This is a genomic window from Streptomyces sp. NBC_00080, assembly GCF_045041255.1.
Lineage (GTDB): Bacteria > Actinomycetota > Actinomycetes > Streptomycetales > Streptomycetaceae > Streptomyces > Streptomyces coriariae.
This window is the reverse complement of sequence record NZ_CP108235.1, coordinates 5,573,827-5,595,573: the sequence shown is the minus strand read 5'-3', so window position 1 is coordinate 5,595,573 and position 21,747 is coordinate 5,573,827. Positions and strand designations below refer to the sequence as shown.

Sequence of the window (21,747 nt, the reverse complement as noted above, 5' to 3'; positions counted from 1 at the left end):
CCCTACGTCGTTGCGGCCCTACGTCGTTGCGGCCCTCCGTCGTTGCGGCCCTCCGTCGTCGCGCCCCGCGCGGCTCAGCTCGCCCTTCTCCTGGGCATGAACGTGAACACCGCGCCGCCCAGCAGGATCGCCGTACCCGCGACCAGGCCCAGCGCCTTCAGGGTGCCGTGGTCGCCGGAGCCCGTCTCCGCGAGGCCGCCGCTCGTCGACGTGGACCCGCCCGAGGACGACGAGGAGCCACTGCCCCCGGACGCGCCGCTCGCCTGTTCCGCGGTGTCCAGCGTCAAGGAGACGGCCGTGCTGTCGGGAGTGCAGGTGGTGGTCGTGCCCATGGCTTCGATCGTGAGGACCCCCGGGGAGAGCGTGGACTCACCGGTCGCGCCGGGCTTGTAGACGCCCGTGAGGTCCGGGATCTCGATCGGTTCGTTCTGCGGGATGGGCTCGGAGTTCAGCGGGCCCTCCACCGTGACCGAGCCCTCGTCCGCGCCGCCCAGCACGATCTGCATGGTCGGCTTCACCTTGCCGGCCGGGATGTCGATCGGGCTGTCCATGACCGATTTCTTGAACTGCACGGTGAGGTCGTAACTCCCGCCGCTCTTCTTGGCGTTGATCTGGATCGGCGAGGTCGCCTTCTTCTCGCCGATCGGTGACTGGCAGGTGTAGGGGATGTCGACGACCTTGCCGGTGAAGTCGGTCTGGCCGCCGTCACCGCCGCTCTCGGACACCGAAGGGGAAGTGCTGGGCGTACCGGACGCGCTCGCCGAGGGCGACTGGCTCTGGCTCTGCGAGGGGTCGGGGGACGTACTCGGCGAGCCCGAGCCGGAACCCGAACTCCCCTCCCCCGCCGTCACGGTGATGGTCGCCGCCGGCTGGACGGCCTCCGTCGGCGCGCACTTGGTGTCCGTGGACAGCGCGTTGACGACGTACGCGTCCGGGGTCAGCGTCACCTGCCCGGCCGCCGTCAGCTTCAGCGTGCCCTTCATGTCGGACAGCGTCATCGCGCCGCCCTTGGGGATCGCAGGGTTCTCGCGCGGCCCCTGCATCGCGATGTCGGCGGTCTGCGCGCCGGCCGTCTTGAGGGTGCCGGACGGCTGGACCGAGTTCGCGGGCAGGTCGATGATGTCGGGGTTCTTCGACGCGGCCTGGGTGAACTTCCAGACGACGTCGACGGTGTCGCCGACCTTCGCCGTCGCCGGGGCGGTGATCTCGACCTTGGTGGTGCCGTTGACGTCGGGCAGACCGATGCCCGAGGGCGGAACGCACTTGGTGGCGTAGGCCACCTCGGCGGCCTGGGCCTGCCCTGCGCTCACGCCCAGCAGGACTGCCGCCCCGGTCAACAGGACGGCGGCGCCCGCCGCTGCCGCTCGCTTCCGCGCGGGCGCACGGTCAGGTGATACGGCTCTCTCACTCACGTGGATCCCTTCCTGCCGGGAGTCGTGGGACTCGTCGGATGGTCTTCGTGCGGTGCGGAGAGCCGGCCCGCCGGGCCCGGACCGGTGTCCGGGGTGAACCACGGCAGGGTCGCGTTCGGGGTGGGGGGTGGCTCGGTTCCCGGGAGCGCGACCGCCGTCCCGCGCCTGCGCCTGCGTCCGTGCCCGGGAGCGGGCGAGGGCCGCCGGACGGCGTGGCGCGGGCGTACCCGGTCCACCACCGCCATCCCGATGCGGAAGACCGCCGCCGGCACCACCAGGCAGAGCAGGATCCAGAACAGGGTCACGCCCCAGGGGCGGCCCACCCCCCACGGCTGTTCGGCGAGGACCTTCCCGCCGTACTTGAGGGAGACGGTGTAGTCGCCGTGGGCGCCGGCGGTGAGTTCGACGGGCAGTTCGACGCGGGTCTTCCCGCCGGGGCCGATCGTGCCGTGCCACTGCCGCTCGTCCCACTGCGGGGCGAACACCCCGTGGGCGGTGCCGACCTGGAATACGGGGTTCTCGACGGCCGCGGTGCCCACGTTGCCGACGGTGAAGGCCAGGGTGCGGGAGGGCGGCGCGCCGAACCAGGTCAGCAGGGAGCCCGAGCCGTCGAGCCGGGTGTCGCTGAGCACGGACAGGCGTCCGCCGGCCGTCTGCGCGGGAAGCGGTTCGACCGGGTGCCCGGCCACCTGGAACACCGCGTCGGCCTGCGCCTTCGCTCCGGTCGCGGTGGCCACGTGCACCACGCAAGGGCACGGCACCGGCGGCTCGGTCACCGGCAGGGCCCGGCTGAAACGGCCGTCGGCGTCGGTGGTGACGGCGCGGCCGTCGGCGTTGGCACAGGAGTTGGTGCCGCCGACCACGCCCCGGGCCGGTGTCGCCTGCCCGCAGATCAGCAGCATCAGCAGCGTGCGCGAGCGCCAGCCGGTTCCGTTGACGGTGATCGAACCGCCCGTGCCCGCCTGCGCCGTCGAGAGGGTGACGGCCGGCTTGCCCTGCGCGGCGGCGGCCGGGTCGGCCGAGGGCAGCGAGAGCGTGAGCAGCATCAGCAGCAGGGCCGGCACCAGCGCCGTGATCCGGGGCTTGCCTCTCATGTCAGTGCTCCCGTCACCGCGGCCCGGTTCGTGACCGTTGCGCGTCCACGTCGGCGTCGCCGTACCGCCACCGCGGCCGCCGCGACCGACAGCGCGCCGGCCGCCGTGCCCGCCGCCGCGCCCCAGGGCACGAACCGCGCCGACGCCCGCCCGGTGGCCCGCGCCGCGCCCGGCGCGGTCACCGTGAGGCGGACGGTGACGGCGTCCAGGGCCGGACGGTCGGGCCACGGTTCGTCGAGCGTGAGGCGGCGGCCCGGGGGCAGCCGGACGGGCAGGGTGCGCGGAGCGCGATCCAGGACGGCGCCGAGGACGCCGTCCGCGTGTACGGCGAGCCGCGGGACGAGGGCCGTGGTGCCGCGGTTGACCAGCTCGTACGTGATGCGGTCGCCGCGCACGGCCACGTGCTCGACGGTCAGCGCGGCCAGCTCGGGGCCGCCGACCCGGATCAGCAGCCGGACGGCGGACTCCCGGCCGGTGGAGTCCCGTACGAGGAGGCGGCCGACGCGGTCGCCGGGCGGCGCGTCCGCCGGGACCGTCACCGTGAAGGGCACCTCGGCGCGGGTGCGGGCGGGGATGCCGAGGGCCGGTTCGGCGAAGGCGACCCGGAGCCCGTCGCCGGTGGCGCGCAGCCGTACGGTGAGCGGCCCCGTGCCCCGGTTCGTCACGGAGAGCGTGTCCTGGAGCACCGCCCCGGGCGTGCCCTCCGCGTAGAAGGACGGCCGTCCCCCACCGGAGGGCGCGACCGACCAGCCGCCGGGGGTGGCCGGGGTGGCCGCCAGCAGCAGCGGCAACGACAGGGTCAGCAGCAGGGCACGGGCGGCGGCGTACGGCATCGGCGGCTCCAGCACTCGTACGAGGGAACGGTCAGCGGGGGACGCGTGCCGTCCCGCCCCGCCGGGTCAGCCACAGGGCACCCGCCGCGCCCGCGAGCAGCACGGTGCCGCCGAGGGTGCCGAGGGCGATGGCGGAGTCCTCGGGGCCGGTCTGCGGGAGGCCGCCGCCGGAGCCGCCGCCGCCCGTGCTGCCGCCGCCCGTGCTGCTCCCGCCGCTCGTGCTGCTCCCGCCGCCCGACGCGGTCACGTCGAGGGTCAGCGAGGGGCCGGCGTTGTCGGTGGGCGTGCAGGTGGTGGTCGTCCCGAGCGCCTTGATGGTGAGCACGCCGGCCGTGAAGGTGACCTTGCCGGTCTTCTTCGGGGTGTACGTGCCGCTCAGGTCGTTGATCTTGATGGGGGTGTTCTCGGGGATCGCGGCCTGGTTGGCGGGGCCGGAGACCTCGAGGGTGCCGCTGTCGGCACCGCCCAGTCTGATCGTGGCGCTCGGCTTCATGGAGCCCGCGCCGAGTTCGACGGGACTGGACGAGACGCCCTTCTGCCAGGACATGGTGATCTTGTAGCCGCTGCCGCTCCTGACGCCCTTGATGTCGATGGGCGACACGGCGCTCTTGTCGCCGATGGGCGTCTTACAGGCGTAGTTGACGTTCACGACCTCGGCCATGGCAGCGGGGGCGGCCATCCACACCGCCGAGCCGGCCAGGGCCGCGGCAGTCGCGAGCGCGGCGGTTCGCTTCCGGTACGACACGGTCCCGTCCCCTCACTCCCACCGCCCCGCCTTACTGACGAGGCATCAGATTGAGCCGTCAAGGTACGCCCGGGGCGATGAGGAGGGAAGAGAACGTACGCGCCGGAGTTGTGGCGATCCGGCGCGCGGATCCAGGGGGTTTCGAGAACACGCGGCCCCCGGCGCCACCGCGCCACAGAACCGACGGCCACCCCGAAATGGCCGATCCCACTCACACACTCCCGGGGCCGGTCGGCCGGAAGTCGGCCCACGGGGCTGACCGACCGGGAGTAGGTCTCGGGAGGCCGGTCGGAGTCCGCTCGCCCTGAAGTCGGCCGAGGGGTCCGCTCGTCCTGCCGTCGGTTCGGGCAGTCCGGGAGTCGGGCTCAGGCGGGAGGTTCCGTGGGCCCGGGGTGGGTGGTTCCCGGGCCCTGGGGTGGTCAGGCCGGGGCGCCCAGTTCCGCCCAGACCGTCTTGCCCGTGATGTCCGGGGTCCGTACGACACCCCAGTCCAGGCAGAGACGCTGGACGATGAACATGCCGTGGCCGCCGGGGCGGCCCGCCCGGTGCGGGGTGCGGGGGGCCGGCTGGCCCGTACCGCGGTCCGAGACCTCGACGCGGATCACCTTGTTGTCGCAGGTGAGGACCATCGCGTCCGGCCCCTCGGCGTGCAGGCACGCGTTGGTGACCAGCTCGGAGACGACGAGCAGCACGTCCTCCGCGGCGGCCCGTTGGTCGGCGGTGGCCGCGGGCAGCCAGGCCCACGCGTAGAGCGCCTGGCGGGCGAAGTCGCGGGCGAGCGGGACGACCCCGCTGGCGCCGTCGAAGCTCAGCCGACGTACCTGGCGGCCGCCCGGCGACCCGGACGCCACGGTCGCCGCGCCCCCTTGGGACGCCTCGACTCCCGGTGCGCCCGCTTGGGACGCCCCAGGAGCGTCGCCGGGCTCCGGGCCGCGGTCGCCCGGCGAACAAGGCCGGGTGGTGCTCATCAGCGCTTCACCTCACCGATTCCCCGATTCACCGGTTCACAATTCACAAGTCGGATCACTGCAGGTCTGTACGTAGGCGGACGGCGTTCGCGTCGGCATCGCCGCCGACATGTTCGGGTTCAGGATGTCTCCTGCCCGAGAGAACCGCCGGAACACCCCCCGTTCACGTCCGTTCGCACCCGTTTCCGGCGGACGGCGAAGCTCAGCCGTCCTCGTCACGCTCGTCGTGCCCGTCGCTCAGGGCCTCTTCGACCGTGGCGTGCACGGTGAACACCGCGTCCGCGCCGGTGATCTCGAAGACCCGCGCCACCACGGGCAGCATGCCCGCCAGATGGACCCCGCCGCCCGCGGCTTCCGCCTTCAGGCGGGCGCCGAGCAGCACGTTGAGCCCGGTGGAGTCGCAGAACTCCAAACGGGTGCAGTCCACCACCAGGCGACTGAGCCCCTTGGAGAGGCAGTCGTCGAGTGGCTCACGCAACAGATCGGCGGTGTGGTGATCCAACTCACCCGCCGGGGTCACCACGGCGCTGGAGCCCTCTTGCCGCACCTCGACCAGAAGCCGGCCAGACTGTGCGCTGCCGACCGTCCCGCGGTCCATGCCGTCTCTTCTCCTGGGGTCGTTGACTGCTTCCTGACGCCCTCGCACCCTACGCCTTCGACCCGCGCCTCAACACCCGAACAATCACACACAAACGGACATACTCGGACAAAATGCACTTGCGGCGGGGCAAGTAAAGCGGGTAGGGCTAGTAGAAGCACGTAACCGACACGGCCGGCTTTGGAGGCGCCGCACACCGCAGTGCGCTCACTGGCTTCGGCAGCCATACGCCGAGAACGATGGAGGACATCATGTCACCCCGGCTCGACGCACCGCCTACCCGCGGAGCGACGTCGACACCCCCTCCGGAACAAGAACATCTGAAACCCATCGCGCAGGACCTGGCACCGGACGTCGACCCCACCGACGTCCTCGCCGGACTTCCGGAGATCCCCCCGTACGACGAGGTCGGAGCCGTCGACGCACGGGCCCTGTCCAAGACCCTGTTCGCACGGCTCGAATCCCTCGAAGAGGGCACGTACGCGTACTCGTACGTCCGCAACACCCTCGTCGAACTGAACCTCGCCCTGGTCAAGTTCGCCGCCTCCCGGTTCCGCTCCCGCAGTGAGCCGATGGAGGACATCATCCAGGTCGGCACCATCGGCCTGATCAAGGCGATCGACCGCTTCGAGCTGTCGCGCGGCGTCGAGTTCCCGACCTTCGCGATGCCAACCATCATCGGCGAGATCAAGCGCTTCTTCCGCGACACGTCGTGGTCGGTGCGCGTCCCGCGCCGGCTCCAGGAGCTCCGGCTCGACCTGGCCAAGGCGGGCGACGAACTGTCCCAGAAGCTCGACCGGGCGCCCACCGTCGTGGAGCTGGCCGAGCGTCTCGGCATCTCCAACGAGGAGGTCGTCGAGGGCATGGCCGCGTCCAACGCGTACACGGCCTCGTCGCTGGACGCGCAGCCGGAGGACGACGACTCCGAAGGCACCCTCGCCGACCGCATCGGCTACGAGGACCACGGACTCGAAGGCATCGAGTACGTGGAGTCGCTGAAGCCGCTGATCGCGGAACTCCCGTCCCGCGACCGGCAGATACTCTCGCTCCGCTTCGTCGCCGGTCTGACCCAGTCGGAGATCGGCGAGGAGCTCGGCATCTCGCAGATGCACGTGTCGCGGCTGCTGTCGCGGACCCTGGTGCGGCTGCGGAAGGGGCTGACGGTCGAGGAGTGACCCGTCCCGTCCGTGTCCGGGTGCGCTCCCGGGCACGGACGCCGGTGTCACCCCGGCCCCTCGCCTCCGCCCTCTCTCGTTACCGTCGGAAACCTCCCCACGGAACCCCTCGGGCCACTAGGGTCACCTCCACCACAGACTGACCGGTACGTCAGCACCGGACGCGGCGCGCTGCGCATCCGGCGAGGAGGCGACCCCCATGGCCCGTGCCGACGTGGACGGCGGCGGAAACCGTGACGGTGACGACGGCGGTCACGGCGGCGGCGACGTGAGCGCCGACGTCTCGGACGCGCACCTCACCGACCGGCTCCGCGCCGCCCCCGCCGCCGCGTACCCGGCGCTGCGCGCGCTCCGCGCCCGCCACCAGCCCGCCGTCCTGGCCTACGCCCGCCTCTGCACGACCGGCGAACCGGCGGCACGGCGCCTCGCGGCCGAGGCGTTCACCCTCGCCGCCCGGGAGACCGCCCGCGGCAACGACCCCGGCGGGTCCTGGCGCCACCGCCTCCTGCTGCTGTCCGGGCAGGTGGCCACCGACTGGGCCCTCGACGACCGGGCCGGCGGCCTGGACGCGGGACTGCTGCTCGTCCTCAACACGGCGGCCCCCGGCGGCCCGGTGCCGCCGCTGCTCGCCGCGTTCCGTTCCCTGCCCTCCCGCACGCAGGGCCTCGTCTGGTACGGCGTCGTGGAGCGCGAGCCCGTCGAACGGACGGCCACGCTGCTCGGCCTGACCCCCGAGGACGTCACGTACGGCACGGGCCCCGCCCTGCACCTCCTGGCCCAGGCCTGCCTCCGGCACCGGCTCGCCGCCTCCGACGACCCGCGCTGCGGGGACTTCCGCCGGCTGATCGAGCAGTCCGTACGGCCGGACGCCCCGCGGCACAGCCCCGACCTCGAAGCCCACAGGGCGCACTGCCCGCACTGCGCGACCGCCTACGAGGAACAGTGCGCGCTGCGCGACGATCCTCGCGGGGCGCTGGCGGAGGGGTTGCTGGTGTGGGGCGGGTCGGCGTACGTGAGGGACGACCGGCAGCCGTCCGGCGGCCGGGGACCGGCGGCCGCGAGACGACCGTCGCGGCGGGTGGCGCTGGCCTCGGCCGCGTTGGGGGTGGCGGTGGTGCCCTTGGCGGTGGCTCTGCTGCTGACCTCGGGCGACTCCGGCGACGCGCAGGACGCGGCGGGAGCCGTCGTCACCGGGCCGTCGGTGGTCCCGCCGGTGACCGTGACGGCGACGGCCCCGGCGCCGCCCGCCTCCTCCCCTGCCTCCCCCTCGCCGTCCCCGACGCCGAGTCCGTCCCCCTCCCGTACGAGCGCCCCGCCGGAGCCGGAGCCCACGCCGTCACCGACCCGCGCGCCCGGTGGGACGTTCGCCCAGGTCGTGAACGCGGACAGCGGGCGCTGCCTGGAGGTGGCGGGCGACTTCGACAACGGCACGGACGTGGTGACGGTCCCGTGTTCCGGCTCGCCCAGCCAGCGGTGGCGGGTGGACGCGGCGCGCGGGGTGCTCCAGTCGTACGCCGACCAGGACTTCTGTCTGGACAGCAGGGGGTCCGTGGACAAGGGCGTGGGGGTGTGGGAGTGCGCCTCCGTGGACGGCGATCACGGGGCGAACCTGCGGTTCACCGTGGACGGCGACGGGACCGTCCGCCCGGCGATCGCGATCCTGACGGCGCTGACGGCGGACGCGGGCGGCGGGGTGTCGCTGGAACCGCTGGACGAGGACGGGGACCAGTTGTGGCGGGCCGGGGCGGCCTGAGCACGGGACGCGGTCCCCGCCGTCGGGTGTCCTCATGCTGAAAACCCCCTGGCCGGATTCCCGTCGCTGACTACGCTGGCCCGGCCCTCTGACCAGCAGAGCCGCTGGGCCAGCCGCGTCATCTGCTCATGAGGAGCCCCATGCCCGACTCCCCTGCCTCGGCCGCTCCTGCCTCGGCCGCTCCTGCCTTGCCCGCTCCGGCCTCGCCCGCCCCGGCTGCCGGTTCCTCAGCGCTCGGGCGGCTCGCCGATCTGCCCGTTCTGCTCGTCGCCGTCGTCTGGGGTTCCAGCTATCTCGCCGCCAAGGGCGTCACCACGGCGGACACCGTGCCGGCCGTGCTGGTGCTGCGGTTCGCCGTGGTGCTGCCGGTGCTGGCGGTCGTGGGGTGGCGGCGGCTGCGCGCGCTGAGCGGGCCGCAGTGGCGCGGGGCCGGGGTGCTCGGGCTGATCCTGGCCGGGATCTTCCTGCTGGAGACCTACGGCGTCGTGCACACCTCCGCGACCAACGCCGGGCTGATCATCAGCCTGACCATGGTGTTCACGCCGCTCGCGGAGAGCCGGGTGCGCGGGGTGCGGCTGCCGGGGGCGTTCATGGCGGCGGCGGGGCTGTCGGTACTCGGTGTGGCGCTGCTGACGCAGGGCGCCGGGTTCACCGCTCCGTCCGGCGGCGATCTGCTGATGCTGGGGGCGGCCGTCGCCCGCACCGTGCACGTGCTGGCCATGGCGCGCATGGACTCGGTGCGCGGCGCCGACGCGCTGTCGCTGACGACGGTCCAACTGGGCTCCGCGGTGGCCGTGTTCGCGCTGCTGGTGGCGCTGCCGGGGGCGGGCGCCTCGCCGTGGGCGGCCGCGGCGGACTTCGACGGCGGCGACTGGCTGGGGCTGGTCTACCTCTCCGTGTTCTGCACGCTGTTCGCGTTCTTCGTCCAGATGTGGGCGGTCCGCCGCACGTCGCCGTCCCGGGTCAGTCTGCTGCTGGGCACCGAGCCGGTGTGGGCGGCGGCCGTGGGCATCGCGCTGGCCGGGGACCGGCCGGGGTGGCTCGGCTTCGTGGGCGCGGTGCTCGTGCTCCTCGGCACCGGATGGGGTCGGACGGTGACGGACCGGGACAAGGGGCCGGGGTCGGCTCAGACGACCCGTACGCCGCGCCGCCACACCCCCGAGACGAGCGGCACGCCGGGCCGGTAGGCCAGGTGGACGTGACTCGGGGCGTCCAGGAGGGTCAGGTCGGCACGGGCGCCGGGGACCACGCGGCCCACGTCCGTGCGACGCAGGGCCGCGGCACCGCCTGCGGTCGCCGACCACACCGCCTCGTCGGGTGTCATCCCCATGTCCCGCACCGCGAGCGCGATGCAGAACGGCACCGACGAGGTGAAGGACGAGCCGGGGTTGCAGTCCGTGGAGAGGGCGACGGTGACGCCCGCGTCCAGCAGCCGGCGCGCGTTCGGCCACTCGGCCCGGGTGGAGAACTCGGCGCCGGGCAGCAGCGTGGCGACCGTGTCGCCGCTCGCGAGCGCGTCCACGTCCGCGTCCGTGAGGTGCGTGCAGTGGTCGGCGCTGGCCGCGTCCAGCTCGACCGCCAGCTGCACGCCGGGCCCGTAGGAGAGCTGGTTGGCGTGGATGCGGGGGTGCAGTCCCTTCGCCCTGCCCGCGGTGAGGATCGCGCGGGCCTGGTCGCCGTCGAAGGCGCCCTTCTCGCAGAAGACGTCGATCCAGCGGGCGTGCGGGGCGCAGGCGTCGAGCATCTCGCCGGTGACCAGGGCCACGTAGCCGGCCGGGTCGTCGGCGTAGTCGGGAGAGACGATGTGCGCGCCGAGGTAGGTGACCTCGTCGGTGTGCCGGGCGGCGAGGCGCAGGGCGCGGGCCTCGTCGGCGACCGTCAGGCCGTAGCCCGACTTGGTCTCGAAGGTCGTGGTGCCCTGGCGCAGCGCCTCGGACAGGAAACGGGTGAGGTTCGCCTCCAGTTCCCCGTCGGTGGCCGCCCGGGTGGCCGCCACCGTCGTGCGGATGCCGCCCGCCGTGTAACCGCGGCCCGACATACGGGCGTTGAACTCCTCGGTGCGGTCGCCCGCGAAGACCAGGTGGGAGTGGGAGTCGACGAAGCCCGGGAGCACCGCCCGGCCGCCGGCGTCGACCCGGTTGTCAGTGGCGGGTGCTTTGCTTGATTCACCGGTCCACACGACGCGGTCGCCCTCGATGACGACAGCCGCGTCCCGGACCAGCCCGAGCGGGGAAGTGTCGCCGAGGGAGGGATCGTTGGTGACCAGCGTGGCGATGTTCGTGATGACGGTGGTCGTGCCGGTCGTGCCGGTCGTGCCGGTGCTGCTGCTCATCGTCGTGTCCTCGTGGGGGCGGGAGCCGGTGGTGGTCGCTAGACGTGCAGGGCTGCCACGGCCCGCGCGAGGGCCTGCGGCACATCCGGTACGAGCGTGTGCGCCCCGTCGCGTACGACGTGACGCCCGGCGACGACCGTATGGCGTACGTCCGCCGCGGTCGCCGCGAATACGGCCGTCTCGGCGCCGAGCCTGGGCACCGGTCCCGCCGTCCTGACCGAGTCGAGCGCGATGGTCGTGAAGTCGGCGGCCGCGCCGGTCTCCAGGGTGCCCGCGTCCGGGTTGCCGAGGGCCGCGTGGCCGTCGGCGGAGGCGGCGCGCAGCAGGGCGGCCGCCGTCCAGTGGCCCCGGGTGCGGGTGCGCAGCCGCTCGTTCAGCTCCATCGCGCGGGCCTCTTCGAGCAGGTCGATGACGGCGTGGCTGTCGGAGCCGAGGGACAGCGGTGAGCCCGCGGCCTGCAGGGCGACGGCCGGGCCGATGCCGTCGGCGAGGTCCCGTTCGGTCGTCGGGCACATGCAGGTGCCGGTCGCGGAGCGGCCGAGGAGGGCGATGTCCTCGTCGGTGAGATGGGTGTTGTGGACGCCGGTGGTACGCGGTCCGAGGACGCCGTGCTCGGCGAGCAGTTGGGTGGGCGTGCGGCCGTGGGCCTCGCGGCAGGCGTCGTTCTCGGCGGTCTGCTCGGACAGGTGCACATGCAGCGGCGCCCGGCGCTCCTCGGCCCAGCGCGCCACCGTCGCCAGTTGTCCGGCGGGCACGGCCCGTACGGAGTGGATCGCCGCCCCGATCCTCGCGTGATCCCGTTCCTTGAGAAGTGAACAGCGTGCGGCCCAGGCGTCCGCGTCGCCGTCGGAGAAGCGGACCTGGTGGGCGTTGGGGGGCTGTCCGAAGCCGGCGGACAGATAGGCGGTGTCGAGGAGGGTGATCCGGACACCGGCTTCGGCGGCGGCCTCGATCAGGGCCTCGCCCATGGCGTTGGGGTCGGCGTAGGGGGTGCCGCCGGGCGCGTGGTGCAGGTAGTGGAACTCGCCGACGGCCGTGATGCCGGCCAGCGCCATCTCGGCGTACACGGCACGGGCCAGCTGGTGATAGGTCTCCGGGGTGAGCCGGTCGGCGACGGAGTACATGACCTCGCGCCAGGTCCAGAAGGTGCCGGAGCCGACCTGGACGGTGCCGCGCAGGGCACGGTGGAAGGCGTGGCTGTGGGCGTTCGCCAGGCCGGGCAGGGTGAGGCCGCGCAGGATCTCGGCGCCGGGCGGCGGGGTGTCGACGCCCGTCCGGACGGCGGTGATGCGGCCGTCCGTCACCTCCAGGGCGACGCCCGGCTCGACCTTCGTGCCGAGCCAGGCGTGCTCCAGCCAGTACGTCCGTGTCCGCTGCGTGGGGGTCACCGGCAGGCCAGTCCTTCCAGTACGTCGGCGAGGGCGTGCACCCCGGCCACGCAGTCGTCCTCGGCGGCGAACTCGGCCGGGGAGTGCGAGACGCCCGTGGGGTTGCGCACGAACAGCATGGCGGTCGGGATGGTCCCGGAGAGGATTCCGGCGTCGTGTCCGGCGCCGGTGCCCAGGACCGGGACCTTGAGGTCCGTGTCGCTGCCGAGGATGCGGGCGAGTTCGTCGCGCAGGGCGTGGTCGAACTCGACGACGGGCGTGAACGACTCACGGACGACGTCCAGGTCGATGCCGTGGACCTCGGCGTACTCGCGGGCGGCCTTCTCCACACCGCCGACCACGGTGTCGAGAGCGGCCTGGTCTGCGGCGCGGGAGTCGAGCCAGCCGCGCACCAGGGAGGGGATGGCGTTGACGCCGTTGGGCTCGACGGAGATCTTGCCGAACGTGGCGACGGCGCCCGCGAGCCGGGCCTCCCGGCGGGCGGCCAGCACGGTCTCGGCGTACGGCAGCATCGGGTCGCGCCGGTCCACGAGGCGGGTGGTGCCGGCGTGGTTGGCCTCGCCCCGGAAGTCGAACCGCCAGCGTCCGTGCGGCCAGATGGCGCTGGCCAGGCCGACCCGGTCGCCGCTCAGGTCGAGGGCGCGCCCCTGCTCCACGTGCAGCTCCACGAAGGCGCCGATCCGGGCGAGCCGCTCCGGGTCCGCGCCGATGGCGTCGGGGTCGTGGCCGGCGGCCTCCATGGCCTGCGGGAGGGTGATCCCGTCGCCGTCGGTGAGCCGGTGGGCCTGTTCCACGGTGAGCCGGCCCGCGGTGAGCCGGGAGCCGACGCAGGCGAGTCCGAAGCGGGCGCCCTCCTCGTCACCGAAGTTCACGAGAGCGAGCGGCTTGCTGAACGTGACGTCCCGAGCGCGGAGTTCGTCGAGCGCGGCGAAGGAGGACACCACGCCCAGGGGTCCGTCGAAGGCGCCGCCGTCCGGCACCGAGTCGAGATGTGAGCCGGTGACGACGGCGTCGCCGGCCGCCGGGTCGCCGAGCCACGCCCACTGGTTGCCGTTGCGGTCGACCTCGTACGTCAGGCCCCGTGCCTCGGCCTGCTCCCTGAACCACTCCCGGCAGTCGGTGTCGGCGGCGGTCCAGGCGTAGCGGCGGTAGCCGCAGGACTCGGAGTGCCGACCGATGGGGGCCAGTTCACGCCACATCTCCTGGAAGGACGCACCAGCCGCCACCGGCTGCGGGCAGTCGTTCCGCGGGGTGGAACCGGTGGGCACGGCCGAACCCGCGGTCGGCGACGAGGGCTCGGCCCCCGCCGGACCGTTGCCGCCCCTCTCGTCTCCCGGAAGGGTCACGCTTCGTCACCTTCACGCATGGGCACCCGCACGCCCCGCTCGTCGGCGACCGATTCCGCGATGTCGTACCCGGCGTCCACGTGCCGGATGACGCCCATGCCGGGGTCGTTGGTGAGGACGCGGCGGATCTTCTCGCCGGCGAGCTTGGTGCCGTCCGCCACGGAGACCTGGCCGGCGTGGATGGAGCGGCCCATGCCGACGCCGCCGCCGTGGTGGATCGACACCCAGGACGCCCCGGAGGCCACGTTGACCATGGCGTTCAGCAGGGGCCAGTCGGCGATCGCGTCGGAGCCGTCGAGCATCGCCTCGGTCTCGCGGTACGGGGAGGCGACGGAACCGCAGTCGAGGTGGTCGCGGCCGATGGCCAGCGGGGCCGCGAGCTCGCCCGACGCCACCATGTCGTTGAAGCGCTCGCCGGCCTTGTCGCGCTCGCCGTAGCCGAGCCAGCAGATACGGGCGGGCAGGCCCTGGAAGTGGACGCGCTCACCGGCCAGCTTGATCCAGCGGGCCAGCGACTCGTTCTCCGGGAAGAGGTCGAGCATCGCCCTGTCGGTCTTGGCGATGTCGGCCGGGTCCCCGGAGAGCGCCGCCCAGCGGAAGGGGCCCTTGCCCTCGCAGAACAGCGGGCGGATATAGGCGGGGACGAAGCCCGGGAAGGCGAACGCCCGGTCGTATCCGGCGAGTTGGGCCTCGCCGCGAATGGAGTTGCCGTAGTCGAAGACCTCGGCGCCGGCGTCCATGAAGCCGACCATCGCCTCGACGTGCTTCGCCATCGACTCGCGGGCCCGGGTGGTGAAGCCGGCCGGGTCCTTCTCGGCGGCGTCGGCCATGTCCTCGAAGGCGATCCCGGTCGGCAGGTAGGCGAGCGGGTCGTGGGCGGAGGTCTGGTCCGTGACGATGTCGATGGGGGCGCCCGTCGCGAGCAGCTGCGGGACGAGCTCGGCGGCGTTGCCGAGGAGGCCGATGGAGAGCGGCTTGCGCTGGTCGCGGGCCTCGACGGCCAGCCGGAGCGCGTGGTCCAGGTTGTCGGCCCTGACGTCCAGGTAGCGGTGCTCGATGCGGCGCTCGATGGCGCGCGGGTCGCAGTCGATGCAGATCGCCACGCCGTCGTTCATCGTGACGGCGAGCGGCTGGGCGCCGCCCATGCCGCCGAGTCCGGCGGTGAGGGTGATCGTGCCGGCGAGGGTGCCGGAGAACTTCTTCGCGGCGACGGCGGCGAAGGTCTCGTAGGTGCCCTGGAGGATGCCCTGGGTGCCGATGTAGATCCAGGAACCGGCGGTCATCTGGCCGTACATGGTCAGGCCCAGCTGCTCCAGCCGGCGGAACTCCTCCCAGTTGGCCCAGTCGCCGACGAGGTTGGAGTTGGCGATGAGGACACGCGGGGCCCACTCGTGGGTCTGCATGACGCCGACCGGACGGCCGGACTGCACCAGCATGGTCTCGTCCTGCTTGAGGGTCCTGAGGGTGCGGACCATCGCGTCGAAGGAGCGCCAGTCGCGGGCCGCCTTGCCCGTGCCGCCGTAGACGACGAGCTTGTCGGGGTGTTCGGCGACCTCGGGGTCGAGGTTGTTCTGGAGCATCCGCAGGGCGGCTTCCTGCTGCCATCCCAGGGCGCTCAGTTCCGTACCGCGTGGCGCTCGTACGGGGCGGGGTCCTGACATGGTCTGCCTCCTTGCGGATGGGTGATCCCGGCGGTTGTTGCTGTTGTTATTCACATCCTGACTCGATGAATAGGGCTAGTCAATACGTCGGGGCCACGGCACCGCGTCACGCCCCCGGGAACACGGCATGCGGAGACGGCCCGCCCGACCTGCCCGACCTGCCCGACCTGCACAGAGAAGGGGGCGCACGTAGCCCCGTTCACCACCCCGCGTGGACATGCGCGCCGTTGACGCGCGCCGGTGGGTCGGTGTTGAACGGTGGAGAAGGGGCGCATGGGGCGCCGATTCGGCCCGAAACAGGGTCAGTCGACCCACGTTAGCCGCCCCGCCGCATGTTCCGCTGGAAAATGCCAGAAGACTCACCCCTCGACGCCTACGTTGCGTAGCTTCTTCATCACTCAGCCGAACCGAAGGCGGGAGGGGAGCCCAACGGTGCCCGGAATCGACGAGTGTCTCCTGGAGGCCATGCGGCTGCCCGGTGCCCGGGGTGCCGCGCTGGTCGACTGGACCAGTGGGCTGGCCTTGGGCGCGGTCGGGGAGTTCCCCGGCGGCGACCACGAGGCGGCGGCCGCCGAGGCGGCCGAGGTGGCCCGGCTCACGGCCGAACAGCGGGCGTTCGCACCCGACGGCTACGACCGTCGCGACAGCCAGGACGGCCACGACGGACAGGGGGGCGGGGGCGGGGTCGCCGATCCTCCGGTCGAGGACCTGATCATCAGCAACCGGGACAGCTACCACGTGCTCCGCTTCGTACCGACGTCCTTCGACAGCAGCGTGTTCCTGCACGTGTGGCTGGCCCGGCCGGACGGCAACCTCGCGCTGGCCCGGATCCGGCTGGGCGAGATGGCCGGACGGCTGGTGCTGGGGTGACCGCGGTGAGAACGACCCCGCAAGGGACGACCCCGCCACCCCGGCTGCCCGTGCGGGAGAAGTCGGCGGCCAGGGAGCGCGGCGGCGGACTGTCGCCGATGCTGACCCGGCTCGCGGCCGAACGGGCGACCGGTGTCCTGGAGCGCGAGCGCGGCTCGCTCTACCTCGCCGAGGGCCGAGTGGTGCACGCCGAGAGCCCCCTCGCCCCGGGCCTCGACGTGCTCCTCCTGGCCCACGGCACCCTCGCTCCCGCCGTCTGGCAGGACGCGGTGGACCGGGCCGACGAGGAGTACGGCGTCGCCCGGCTGCTGCTCGACGCCGGCCGTGTCCCGCGCGGCGCGCTGGAACTGTGCCATCTGGAGGCGGTCTTCGACGCGGCGTACTTCGCGCTCACCCCCAGCAGCACTCCCGGCCGCTTCCGGTACGGCGCCGGGCACTGGCTGGGCACGCTCCGGCCGGTCCCGGTCGAGGCGGTCGAGCGCGAGACGCTGCGCCGGCGTGAGCTGCTGCACCGGCTGTGGCCGGACCCGCTGACCGACGGGGCGCCGCTGCGGCGGGCCGAGACCGTCGCGGCGCCCGCGCCGACCGCCCGGCAGAGCGCGGTGCTCGCCTCGGTGGACGGCGTACGCACCGCGTCCGACATAGCCCGGGCGCTGGGCCGGCAGGCCTTCCACACCCTGGTGGACGTCCGGCGGCTGGCGGCGGCGGGGCTGCTGACCGCCCTCTTCCCGCCGCCCCGGCAGCACCGGCCGCCACCTGCCGCGCCCCCGCTCCACCCCGGGCCGGCCGCAGGTCCCGCCGTGAGCCCCGCCGGCCCCGACCCCGACCCGCGACCGGGCATCACCCTGCCCCGTGTCAACGACCCCGACATCACCTTGCTGAAGAGGCTCAGGGATGCGCTGGAGGCCCTTTGAACGGCAGCGACCGCGCGCCGAGAGGAGCGAGCTGATGGTGTCCGAGCCAGAGATACTCGACGAACTCCGGCGGCTGCGGGCCCGGGTGCCCCAGCTGACCGGCGCCCTGACGGCCGGCGTGGACGGTCTCGTCCTCGCCCACGACACCCCCGGCGTGGAGCCGGAGGTGGTGGCCGCCCTGACCGCCGCCGCCCTCGGCGTCGCGGTGCGGATGGCGGACACCACCGGCCAGGGCGACTTCCGCGAGCTGCTCGTGCGCGGGGTCTACGGCTATGTCGCGACCTACGCGGCCGGTGAGAACGCCGTGCTGACCCTGCTCGCGCAGGACCGCGTCAACGTCGGCCGGCTGCATCTGGAGGGCCGCCGGTCCGGGGCCCGCATCGGGGAGCTCGTCGACGCGTGGGAGGCGAAGGCGCGGGAGACCAAGGCCGCCGCCCCGCCACCGGCCAGGGCGCCGGCGAAGACCCCCGCGAAGGCGCCCGTCCGGACGCCCGCCAAGCCACCCATCGTACGGACCAGATCGGCGCGCGGATCGGCCACCACCAACGCGCGCACCACCACGGAAAGTTGAGAAGGAACCGAGGAGCACAGCATGGCCAACACCGAAACCACACTGAAAGAGTGTCTCGCCTCGATCGAGGGCGCGACCGGAGTGGCGCTCGTCGACTACACCAGCGGCATGGCGCTGGGCACGATGGGCGGCAGCAAGACCTTCGACCTGAACGTCGCCGCCGCCGGGAACACCGACGTGGTGCGCGCCAAGATGCGCACCATGGAGCACCTCGGGCTCAAGGGCCAGATCGAGGACATCCTGATCACGCTGAACGACCAGTACCACCTGATCCGGCTGATCAGCGGCCGCGGCGGCAACGGACTCTTCATGTACCTGGTCCTGGACGCCAAGCGGGCCAACCTGGCGATGGCCCGCCACCAGTTGAAGAAGATCGAGGAGGACCTCGAGGTATAGCCCGTCCGGCCGGACGTGCCGGACGTGCCGGACCGGTCCGTGCCTAGACCAGTGCCGCGGTGCGGCGGCGGGACCCGCCCGGGGCCGCGTCGCCGGCCGCGATGCCGGTGCTGCGGTACGCCTTGACGGCCTTGCCCGCCGGGCGTCCGCCGCGCCGGTCCAGCCAGTCGACGCGCACCCACAGCAGTGCGTCCTCGGCCCGCTCGCGCCGTCCGAGCCAGGCGGCCTTCAGCCGCAGTCCCGTCCCCCAGCCGGCGAGCAGCAGTCCGGCGGCCGCGGGGACCGCGAAGGAGCTGCCGAGCGCCGCCACGAAGGCGAGCAGCAGCCACCAGCGGTGCCCGCGCCGCCAGGTGCGCACGGTCACCGCCCGGTCCTGGAGCACGTCGTGCTTGCCCGCCCGTGCGGCGCCCTGTCCGAGTCCGGTGATCCGCCTGCGGCCGTGCCACGCCACCACGGCGACGGCGACGATGAACAGGGCGGCCCCGGCCAGCACCCCGATCCGCCGTCCGGTGAGTCCGGGCACCAGGACCCCGACCCCCGCCGCGAACACCCCGCACCACCACAACGGCGCGGCTCCGGCCCGTACGACGACGGCCACCCGAGCCAGCCCCTGCCCTCCGCGCGCCACGTCCGCCTCCTGGTCTCTCCGGCACAGTCTCGTGACCGTTCAGACTAGTGAGCGAACGTGAGACCAGTCTGAGAGAACGCCCCGAAAAATCGCGCCCTCCGCCAGGGGCGGCCTACTCGACGAAGAGCCCTCGCGCCGCCGCCCGCGCGTCGAACTCCTCCAGCCGGGCCTGCGCGTCGGGCAGGTCGTCGCACATCGCCTCCAGCAGCACCCGCCCGAGCAGCATCGGCGCGCACGCCGTGTCGAAGGCCAGTCCGGTGCCGACGGCGGCCGGCAGCAGCAGGTCGGAGACCTTGGCGACCGGTGCGAACGCGGAGTCGGCGACCGTCACCACGCTCAGCCCCGCCTCCCGGGCATAGCCGAGGGTGTCGACGACCTCGCGCGGATGCCGGGGCAGCGCGAAGCAGAGCAGGGCCGAGGCGCCCGCCCGGACGGCGGCGTCGATCCGGTCGTGGATCATCGTGCCGCCCTCGTTCAGCAGCCGTACGTCCGGATGGACCTTGGCGGCGAAGTAGGCGAACCCGTACGCCTGGGAGGCGGCGGCCCGCAGTCCGAGCACGGGAAGCGGTCGGGAGGCCGCCAGCAGCCGGCCCGCCCGCTGCACCGGCCGGGGATCGGCGAGCAGTTCGGCGAGGTGCTTCAGGTTCTCGATCTCGGCCTCGACGGCCTGCTGGTACTCGTTGTACGAGACCGGTCCCGCCGTCTGTTCGGCGGGGGCGACCTCGCGCAGGTGTTTGCGCAGGGCGGGGTAGCCGTCGAAGCCGAGGGCGACCGCGAAGCGGGTCACCGACGGCTGGCTGACGCCCGCGAGTTCGGCCAGCTCCACGCTGGACAGGAACGGCACGTCGGCGGCGCGCCGCACCATGCTGTGCGCGATGCGCCGCTGGGTCGGTGTCAGCCGGTGTCCCTCGAAGAGCGCCTGCAGCCGGGCGGCGGGACTGTCCGGCAGACCGGCACCCGTCACCTGCGGATCCGAGGCCGCCGGATCCGATGCCCCTGGACCCGGCGCCCCTGGACCCGGCACTCCCTCACCGATCCCCGTCTCCGCGCTCATGCCCCGCTCCCCCTCCAGATGTCCGTGAACCGGTCCAGCAGTCCGGCCGCCGCCCGCACGTCGTCCGTGAGCGGCCGGTCGGCCTGTTCCGCGTCGAGCACCGCCTCGGCCAGCTCCAGCGCCCGGCCCGCCGGAAGTCCCGGTTCGGGCCGCAGTTCACGCTGGCGCAGCGCCCGTACGGCGGCGACGAGTTCGCAGCCGACGACGAGACGGTACGCGGCACAGGCGCGCAGTGTCTGCCGGGCGGCGAGCGAGGCGAAGCTGGCCTGTTCCTCGACGCCCCGGGAGAGTACAGCGTGACCGAGCGAGGCGGGCGCCGAGAAGGCCCGCAGGTCACCCAGGGCGGCCGCGGCGGCGTACTCGAGGATCATCACGCCGGAGGAGGCGGGCTCGGGGTCGGCGAGGAAGGGGCGCAGCCGGGTGTAGGCCGGTTCGTTCAGGGTCGAGAGGCGGGAGGTGGACAGCCGGGCCACCTGGGTCAGCGCCAGCCTGAAGTGGTCCAGGGCGAGGGCGAGCTGGGCCTGGTAGAAGCCGCCGTGGTGGTAGGCGGTCATGTCCTCGGGGGAGATGAGCGGGTTCTCGGCGGCCGCGTTGATCTCGATGCCGACCACGTCCTCCAGGGCGTCGGCGGCGTCGTGCGCGGGGCCGTGGATCTGGGGCAGGCAGCGGAAGCCGTAGGGGTCCTGGATCCTGCCGAGGGGTGGCGTGGGCCGGTCCTGCGCGCCGATCAACTCCCGCATGCGGCGGGCGACCTCGGTGGATCCGCGGTGCGGGCGGGCGGCGTGGACGGGGGCCGCGTACGCCTCGTGCGAGCCGTCCACGGCGAGCAGCGAGAGCGCGGCGACGACCTGGGTGGCCTCCAGGAGACCGCGCAGTTCATGCAGGGCGAGGGCGGACTGGCCGAGGGTGAGGGCGTTGCTGCTGATGAGCGCGAGCGCGTCGTTGTTGTCGAGCTGCTGCGGTGCGGGGATCCCGGTGCCGCGCCATGGGTGCTCCCCCACCAGCGCGAGCCCGACCTGTGCCAGCGCCGCCAGGTCGCCGGTCCCCACCGAGCCGAACTCGTTGACGACCGGATACGCCCCGCTCTCCAGCGCCTCGCACAGCGCGATGACGACGCCGGGCCTGAGGCCGGCGCCGCCGGCGAGCAGTTGGTTGGCGCGGACGGCGAGCATGGCCCGGACCTGCCGGGCGGGCAGTTCCTCGCCGATGGCGCCGGCGTGGCTGCGCAGCAGGCGCAGGCCGTGCCCGGCGGCCGCCTCGGTGGGCACGTCCTCGTTCCGGTTGGCGCCGACTCCGGTGGAGCGGCCGTAGACGCGACCGGTGGCGGCGATCCGGCGGGCGGCGTCCCAGGACTCGGTCATCCGCTTCGTCGCGTCGGTGCCGGGGACCGGTCGAGCGGCCCGGTCGGCTAGGCGGGCGACGTCCGCGACGCCGAGGGCGATCCCGTCGAGGACGACGAGACCGGAGCCCACCCCGGAAGGGGCGTCCATCATCCGAGACGGCATAAGGCCACGAACTCCCATCGATCCGGACACTCGATCTTGCCTGCCGGTCATCCGATACCTCGGATCAACACCGAACCGTGGAAAAGCTATTCACCTATCGAGAACTCTGCATGACGTTATACAGCCGGGCAAGGGACAACTCATGATCCAGTGCGACGCGGTCCACAAGCGCTTCCCCGACGGCACGACGGCAGTCCACGACCTCTCCCTCCACATGCCGGAGGGCTGCGTGACCGTGCTGGTCGGTTCCTCCGGTTGCGGCAGGACGACCACCCTGCGGATGATCAACCGCATGGTCGACCCGACCTCCGGAACCATCGAGGTGGGCGGCAAGGACGTCACCCGCCAGGACGCGGCCGAGCTGCGCCGCTCCATCGGATACGTCATCCAGCAGTCGGGGCTCTTGACGTGGCGAACGCGTAGGCGAAGCAGCACGGGCTCACGAAGAACCAGGCCCCGCGCTCCCCGCCGACACTTCGCCCCCCTCTCCGCCCGCTCTCCGCC

General features: G+C 73.2%; 20 protein-coding genes and 1 pseudogene. 8 read left to right on the top strand and 13 right to left on the bottom strand.

Annotated features, from left to right (window positions below):
- Positions 1–74: 74 nt before the first annotated feature.
- The 6 genes from OHU34_RS25105 to OHU34_RS25080 form a co-directional block, all read right to left on the bottom strand.
- The gene (locus tag OHU34_RS25105; RefSeq protein WP_200839919.1) at positions 75–1,340 is read right to left on the bottom strand and encodes a hypothetical protein; all 1,266 of its coding nucleotides are present in this window, start codon (positions 1,338–1,340) and stop codon (positions 75–77) included.
- Between the two features lie 68 nt (positions 1,341–1,408).
- Positions 1,409–2,506 (bottom strand): hypothetical protein, encoded by a 1,098-nt coding sequence (locus tag OHU34_RS25100; protein ID WP_142264653.1) that lies wholly within the window; start codon positions 2,504–2,506, stop codon positions 1,409–1,411.
- Positions 2,503–3,339: a hypothetical protein gene (locus OHU34_RS25095; RefSeq protein WP_405772361.1), complete on the bottom strand. Its 837-nt coding sequence runs from the start codon at positions 3,337–3,339 to the stop codon at positions 2,503–2,505. The genes OHU34_RS25100 and OHU34_RS25095 overlap by 4 nt, the downstream gene beginning before the upstream one ends.
- Before the next feature lie 31 nt (positions 3,340–3,370).
- Positions 3,371–4,084 (bottom strand): LPXTG cell wall anchor domain-containing protein, encoded by a 714-nt coding sequence (locus OHU34_RS25090; protein ID WP_142264654.1) that lies wholly within the window; start codon positions 4,082–4,084, stop codon positions 3,371–3,373.
- Between the two features lie 419 nt (positions 4,085–4,503).
- Positions 4,504–5,052 (bottom strand): ATP-binding protein, encoded by a 549-nt coding sequence (locus OHU34_RS25085; protein ID WP_028806640.1) that lies wholly within the window; start codon positions 5,050–5,052, stop codon positions 4,504–4,506.
- A gap of 202 nt (positions 5,053–5,254) precedes the next feature.
- Positions 5,255–5,650 carry an STAS domain-containing protein gene (locus OHU34_RS25080; RefSeq protein ID WP_142264655.1) on the bottom strand — a complete coding sequence of 132 codons (396 nt, stop codon included), beginning with the start codon at positions 5,648–5,650 and terminating at the stop codon, positions 5,255–5,257.
- A gap of 239 nt (positions 5,651–5,889) precedes the next feature.
- Here OHU34_RS25080 and OHU34_RS25075 point away from each other — a divergent pair, with 239 nt between their 5' ends.
- From OHU34_RS25075 to OHU34_RS25065, 3 genes are all read left to right on the top strand, one after another.
- Entirely contained in the window at positions 5,890–6,825 is a 936-nt protein-coding gene (locus OHU34_RS25075) for an RNA polymerase sigma factor SigF (protein WP_230195528.1), read from the top strand.
- Positions 6,826–7,024: 199 nt separating this feature from the next.
- Positions 7,025–8,578 (top strand): RICIN domain-containing protein, encoded by a 1,554-nt coding sequence (locus OHU34_RS25070; RefSeq protein ID WP_230195527.1) that lies wholly within the window; start codon positions 7,025–7,027, stop codon positions 8,576–8,578.
- A gap of 140 nt (positions 8,579–8,718) precedes the next feature.
- A complete protein-coding gene (locus tag OHU34_RS25065; protein WP_142264657.1) occupies positions 8,719–9,765 on the top strand; it encodes a DMT family transporter in 1,047 nt (348 codons plus the stop codon).
- Here OHU34_RS25065 and hutI read toward each other — a convergent pair.
- The 4 genes from hutI to hutU all read right to left on the bottom strand — a co-directional run bounded on the left by hutI (position 9,705) and on the right by hutU (position 15,305).
- Positions 9,705–10,910 carry an imidazolonepropionase gene (gene hutI / locus OHU34_RS25060; protein ID WP_142264658.1) on the bottom strand — a complete coding sequence of 402 codons (1,206 nt, stop codon included), beginning with the start codon at positions 10,908–10,910 and terminating at the stop codon, positions 9,705–9,707. The genes OHU34_RS25065 and hutI overlap by 61 nt on opposite strands.
- Before the next feature lie 38 nt (positions 10,911–10,948).
- Positions 10,949–12,298 carry a formimidoylglutamate deiminase gene (locus tag OHU34_RS25055; RefSeq protein WP_142264659.1) on the bottom strand — a complete coding sequence of 450 codons (1,350 nt, stop codon included), beginning with the start codon at positions 12,296–12,298 and terminating at the stop codon, positions 10,949–10,951.
- The gene (locus OHU34_RS25050) at positions 12,295–13,497 is read right to left on the bottom strand and encodes an allantoate amidohydrolase (RefSeq protein ID WP_405772359.1); all 1,203 of its coding nucleotides are present in this window, start codon (positions 13,495–13,497) and stop codon (positions 12,295–12,297) included. The genes OHU34_RS25055 and OHU34_RS25050 overlap by 4 nt, the downstream gene beginning before the upstream one ends.
- Before the next feature lie 143 nt (positions 13,498–13,640).
- Positions 13,641–15,305, bottom strand: a complete 1,665-nt coding sequence (gene hutU, locus OHU34_RS25045) for a urocanate hydratase (RefSeq protein WP_142264660.1) — start codon at positions 15,303–15,305, stop codon at positions 13,641–13,643.
- A 432-nt stretch (positions 15,306–15,737) separates the two neighbouring features.
- Here hutU and OHU34_RS25040 point away from each other — a divergent pair, with 432 nt between their 5' ends.
- The 4 genes from OHU34_RS25040 to OHU34_RS25025 are packed head-to-tail and all read left to right on the top strand — an operon-like array spanning position 15,738 to position 18,056.
- On the top strand, positions 15,738–16,175 hold the full coding sequence (locus OHU34_RS25040) for a hypothetical protein (protein WP_142264661.1): 438 nt from the start codon (positions 15,738–15,740) through the stop codon (positions 16,173–16,175).
- A complete protein-coding gene (locus OHU34_RS25035) occupies positions 16,172–17,089 on the top strand; it encodes a transcriptional regulator (protein WP_230195523.1) in 918 nt (305 codons plus the stop codon). Before OHU34_RS25040 ends, OHU34_RS25035 begins: the two co-directional genes overlap by 4 nt.
- Positions 17,090–17,123: 34 nt before the next feature.
- Positions 17,124–17,660: a roadblock/LC7 domain-containing protein gene (locus tag OHU34_RS25030; RefSeq protein WP_142264663.1), complete on the top strand. Its 537-nt coding sequence runs from the start codon at positions 17,124–17,126 to the stop codon at positions 17,658–17,660.
- 21 nt (positions 17,661–17,681) lie between these two features.
- Positions 17,682–18,056, top strand: coding sequence for a hypothetical protein (locus OHU34_RS25025; RefSeq protein ID WP_020128504.1), 375 nt, complete (start codon positions 17,682–17,684; stop codon positions 18,054–18,056).
- A 43-nt stretch (positions 18,057–18,099) separates the two neighbouring features.
- On the opposite strand, the gene OHU34_RS25020 is transcribed toward OHU34_RS25025, so the two are convergent.
- The 3 genes from OHU34_RS25020 to OHU34_RS25010 form a co-directional block, all read right to left on the bottom strand.
- The gene (locus tag OHU34_RS25020) at positions 18,100–18,684 is read right to left on the bottom strand and encodes a hypothetical protein (RefSeq protein ID WP_142264664.1); all 585 of its coding nucleotides are present in this window, start codon (positions 18,682–18,684) and stop codon (positions 18,100–18,102) included.
- A gap of 112 nt (positions 18,685–18,796) precedes the next feature.
- Complete coding sequence (locus OHU34_RS25015) at positions 18,797–19,738, bottom strand: MurR/RpiR family transcriptional regulator (RefSeq protein WP_405768392.1); 942 nt, start codon at positions 19,736–19,738, stop codon at positions 18,797–18,799.
- Complete coding sequence (locus tag OHU34_RS25010) at positions 19,735–21,243, bottom strand: aromatic amino acid ammonia-lyase (protein WP_405768390.1); 1,509 nt, start codon at positions 21,241–21,243, stop codon at positions 19,735–19,737. Before OHU34_RS25010 ends, OHU34_RS25015 begins: the two co-directional genes overlap by 4 nt.
- 142 nt (positions 21,244–21,385) lie before the next feature.
- Here OHU34_RS25010 and OHU34_RS25005 point away from each other — a divergent pair.
- Positions 21,386–21,661 (top strand): annotated as a pseudogene (locus tag OHU34_RS25005) (ATP-binding cassette domain-containing protein); the annotation flags it as partial.
- Between the last annotated feature and the right edge of the window lie 86 nt (positions 21,662–21,747).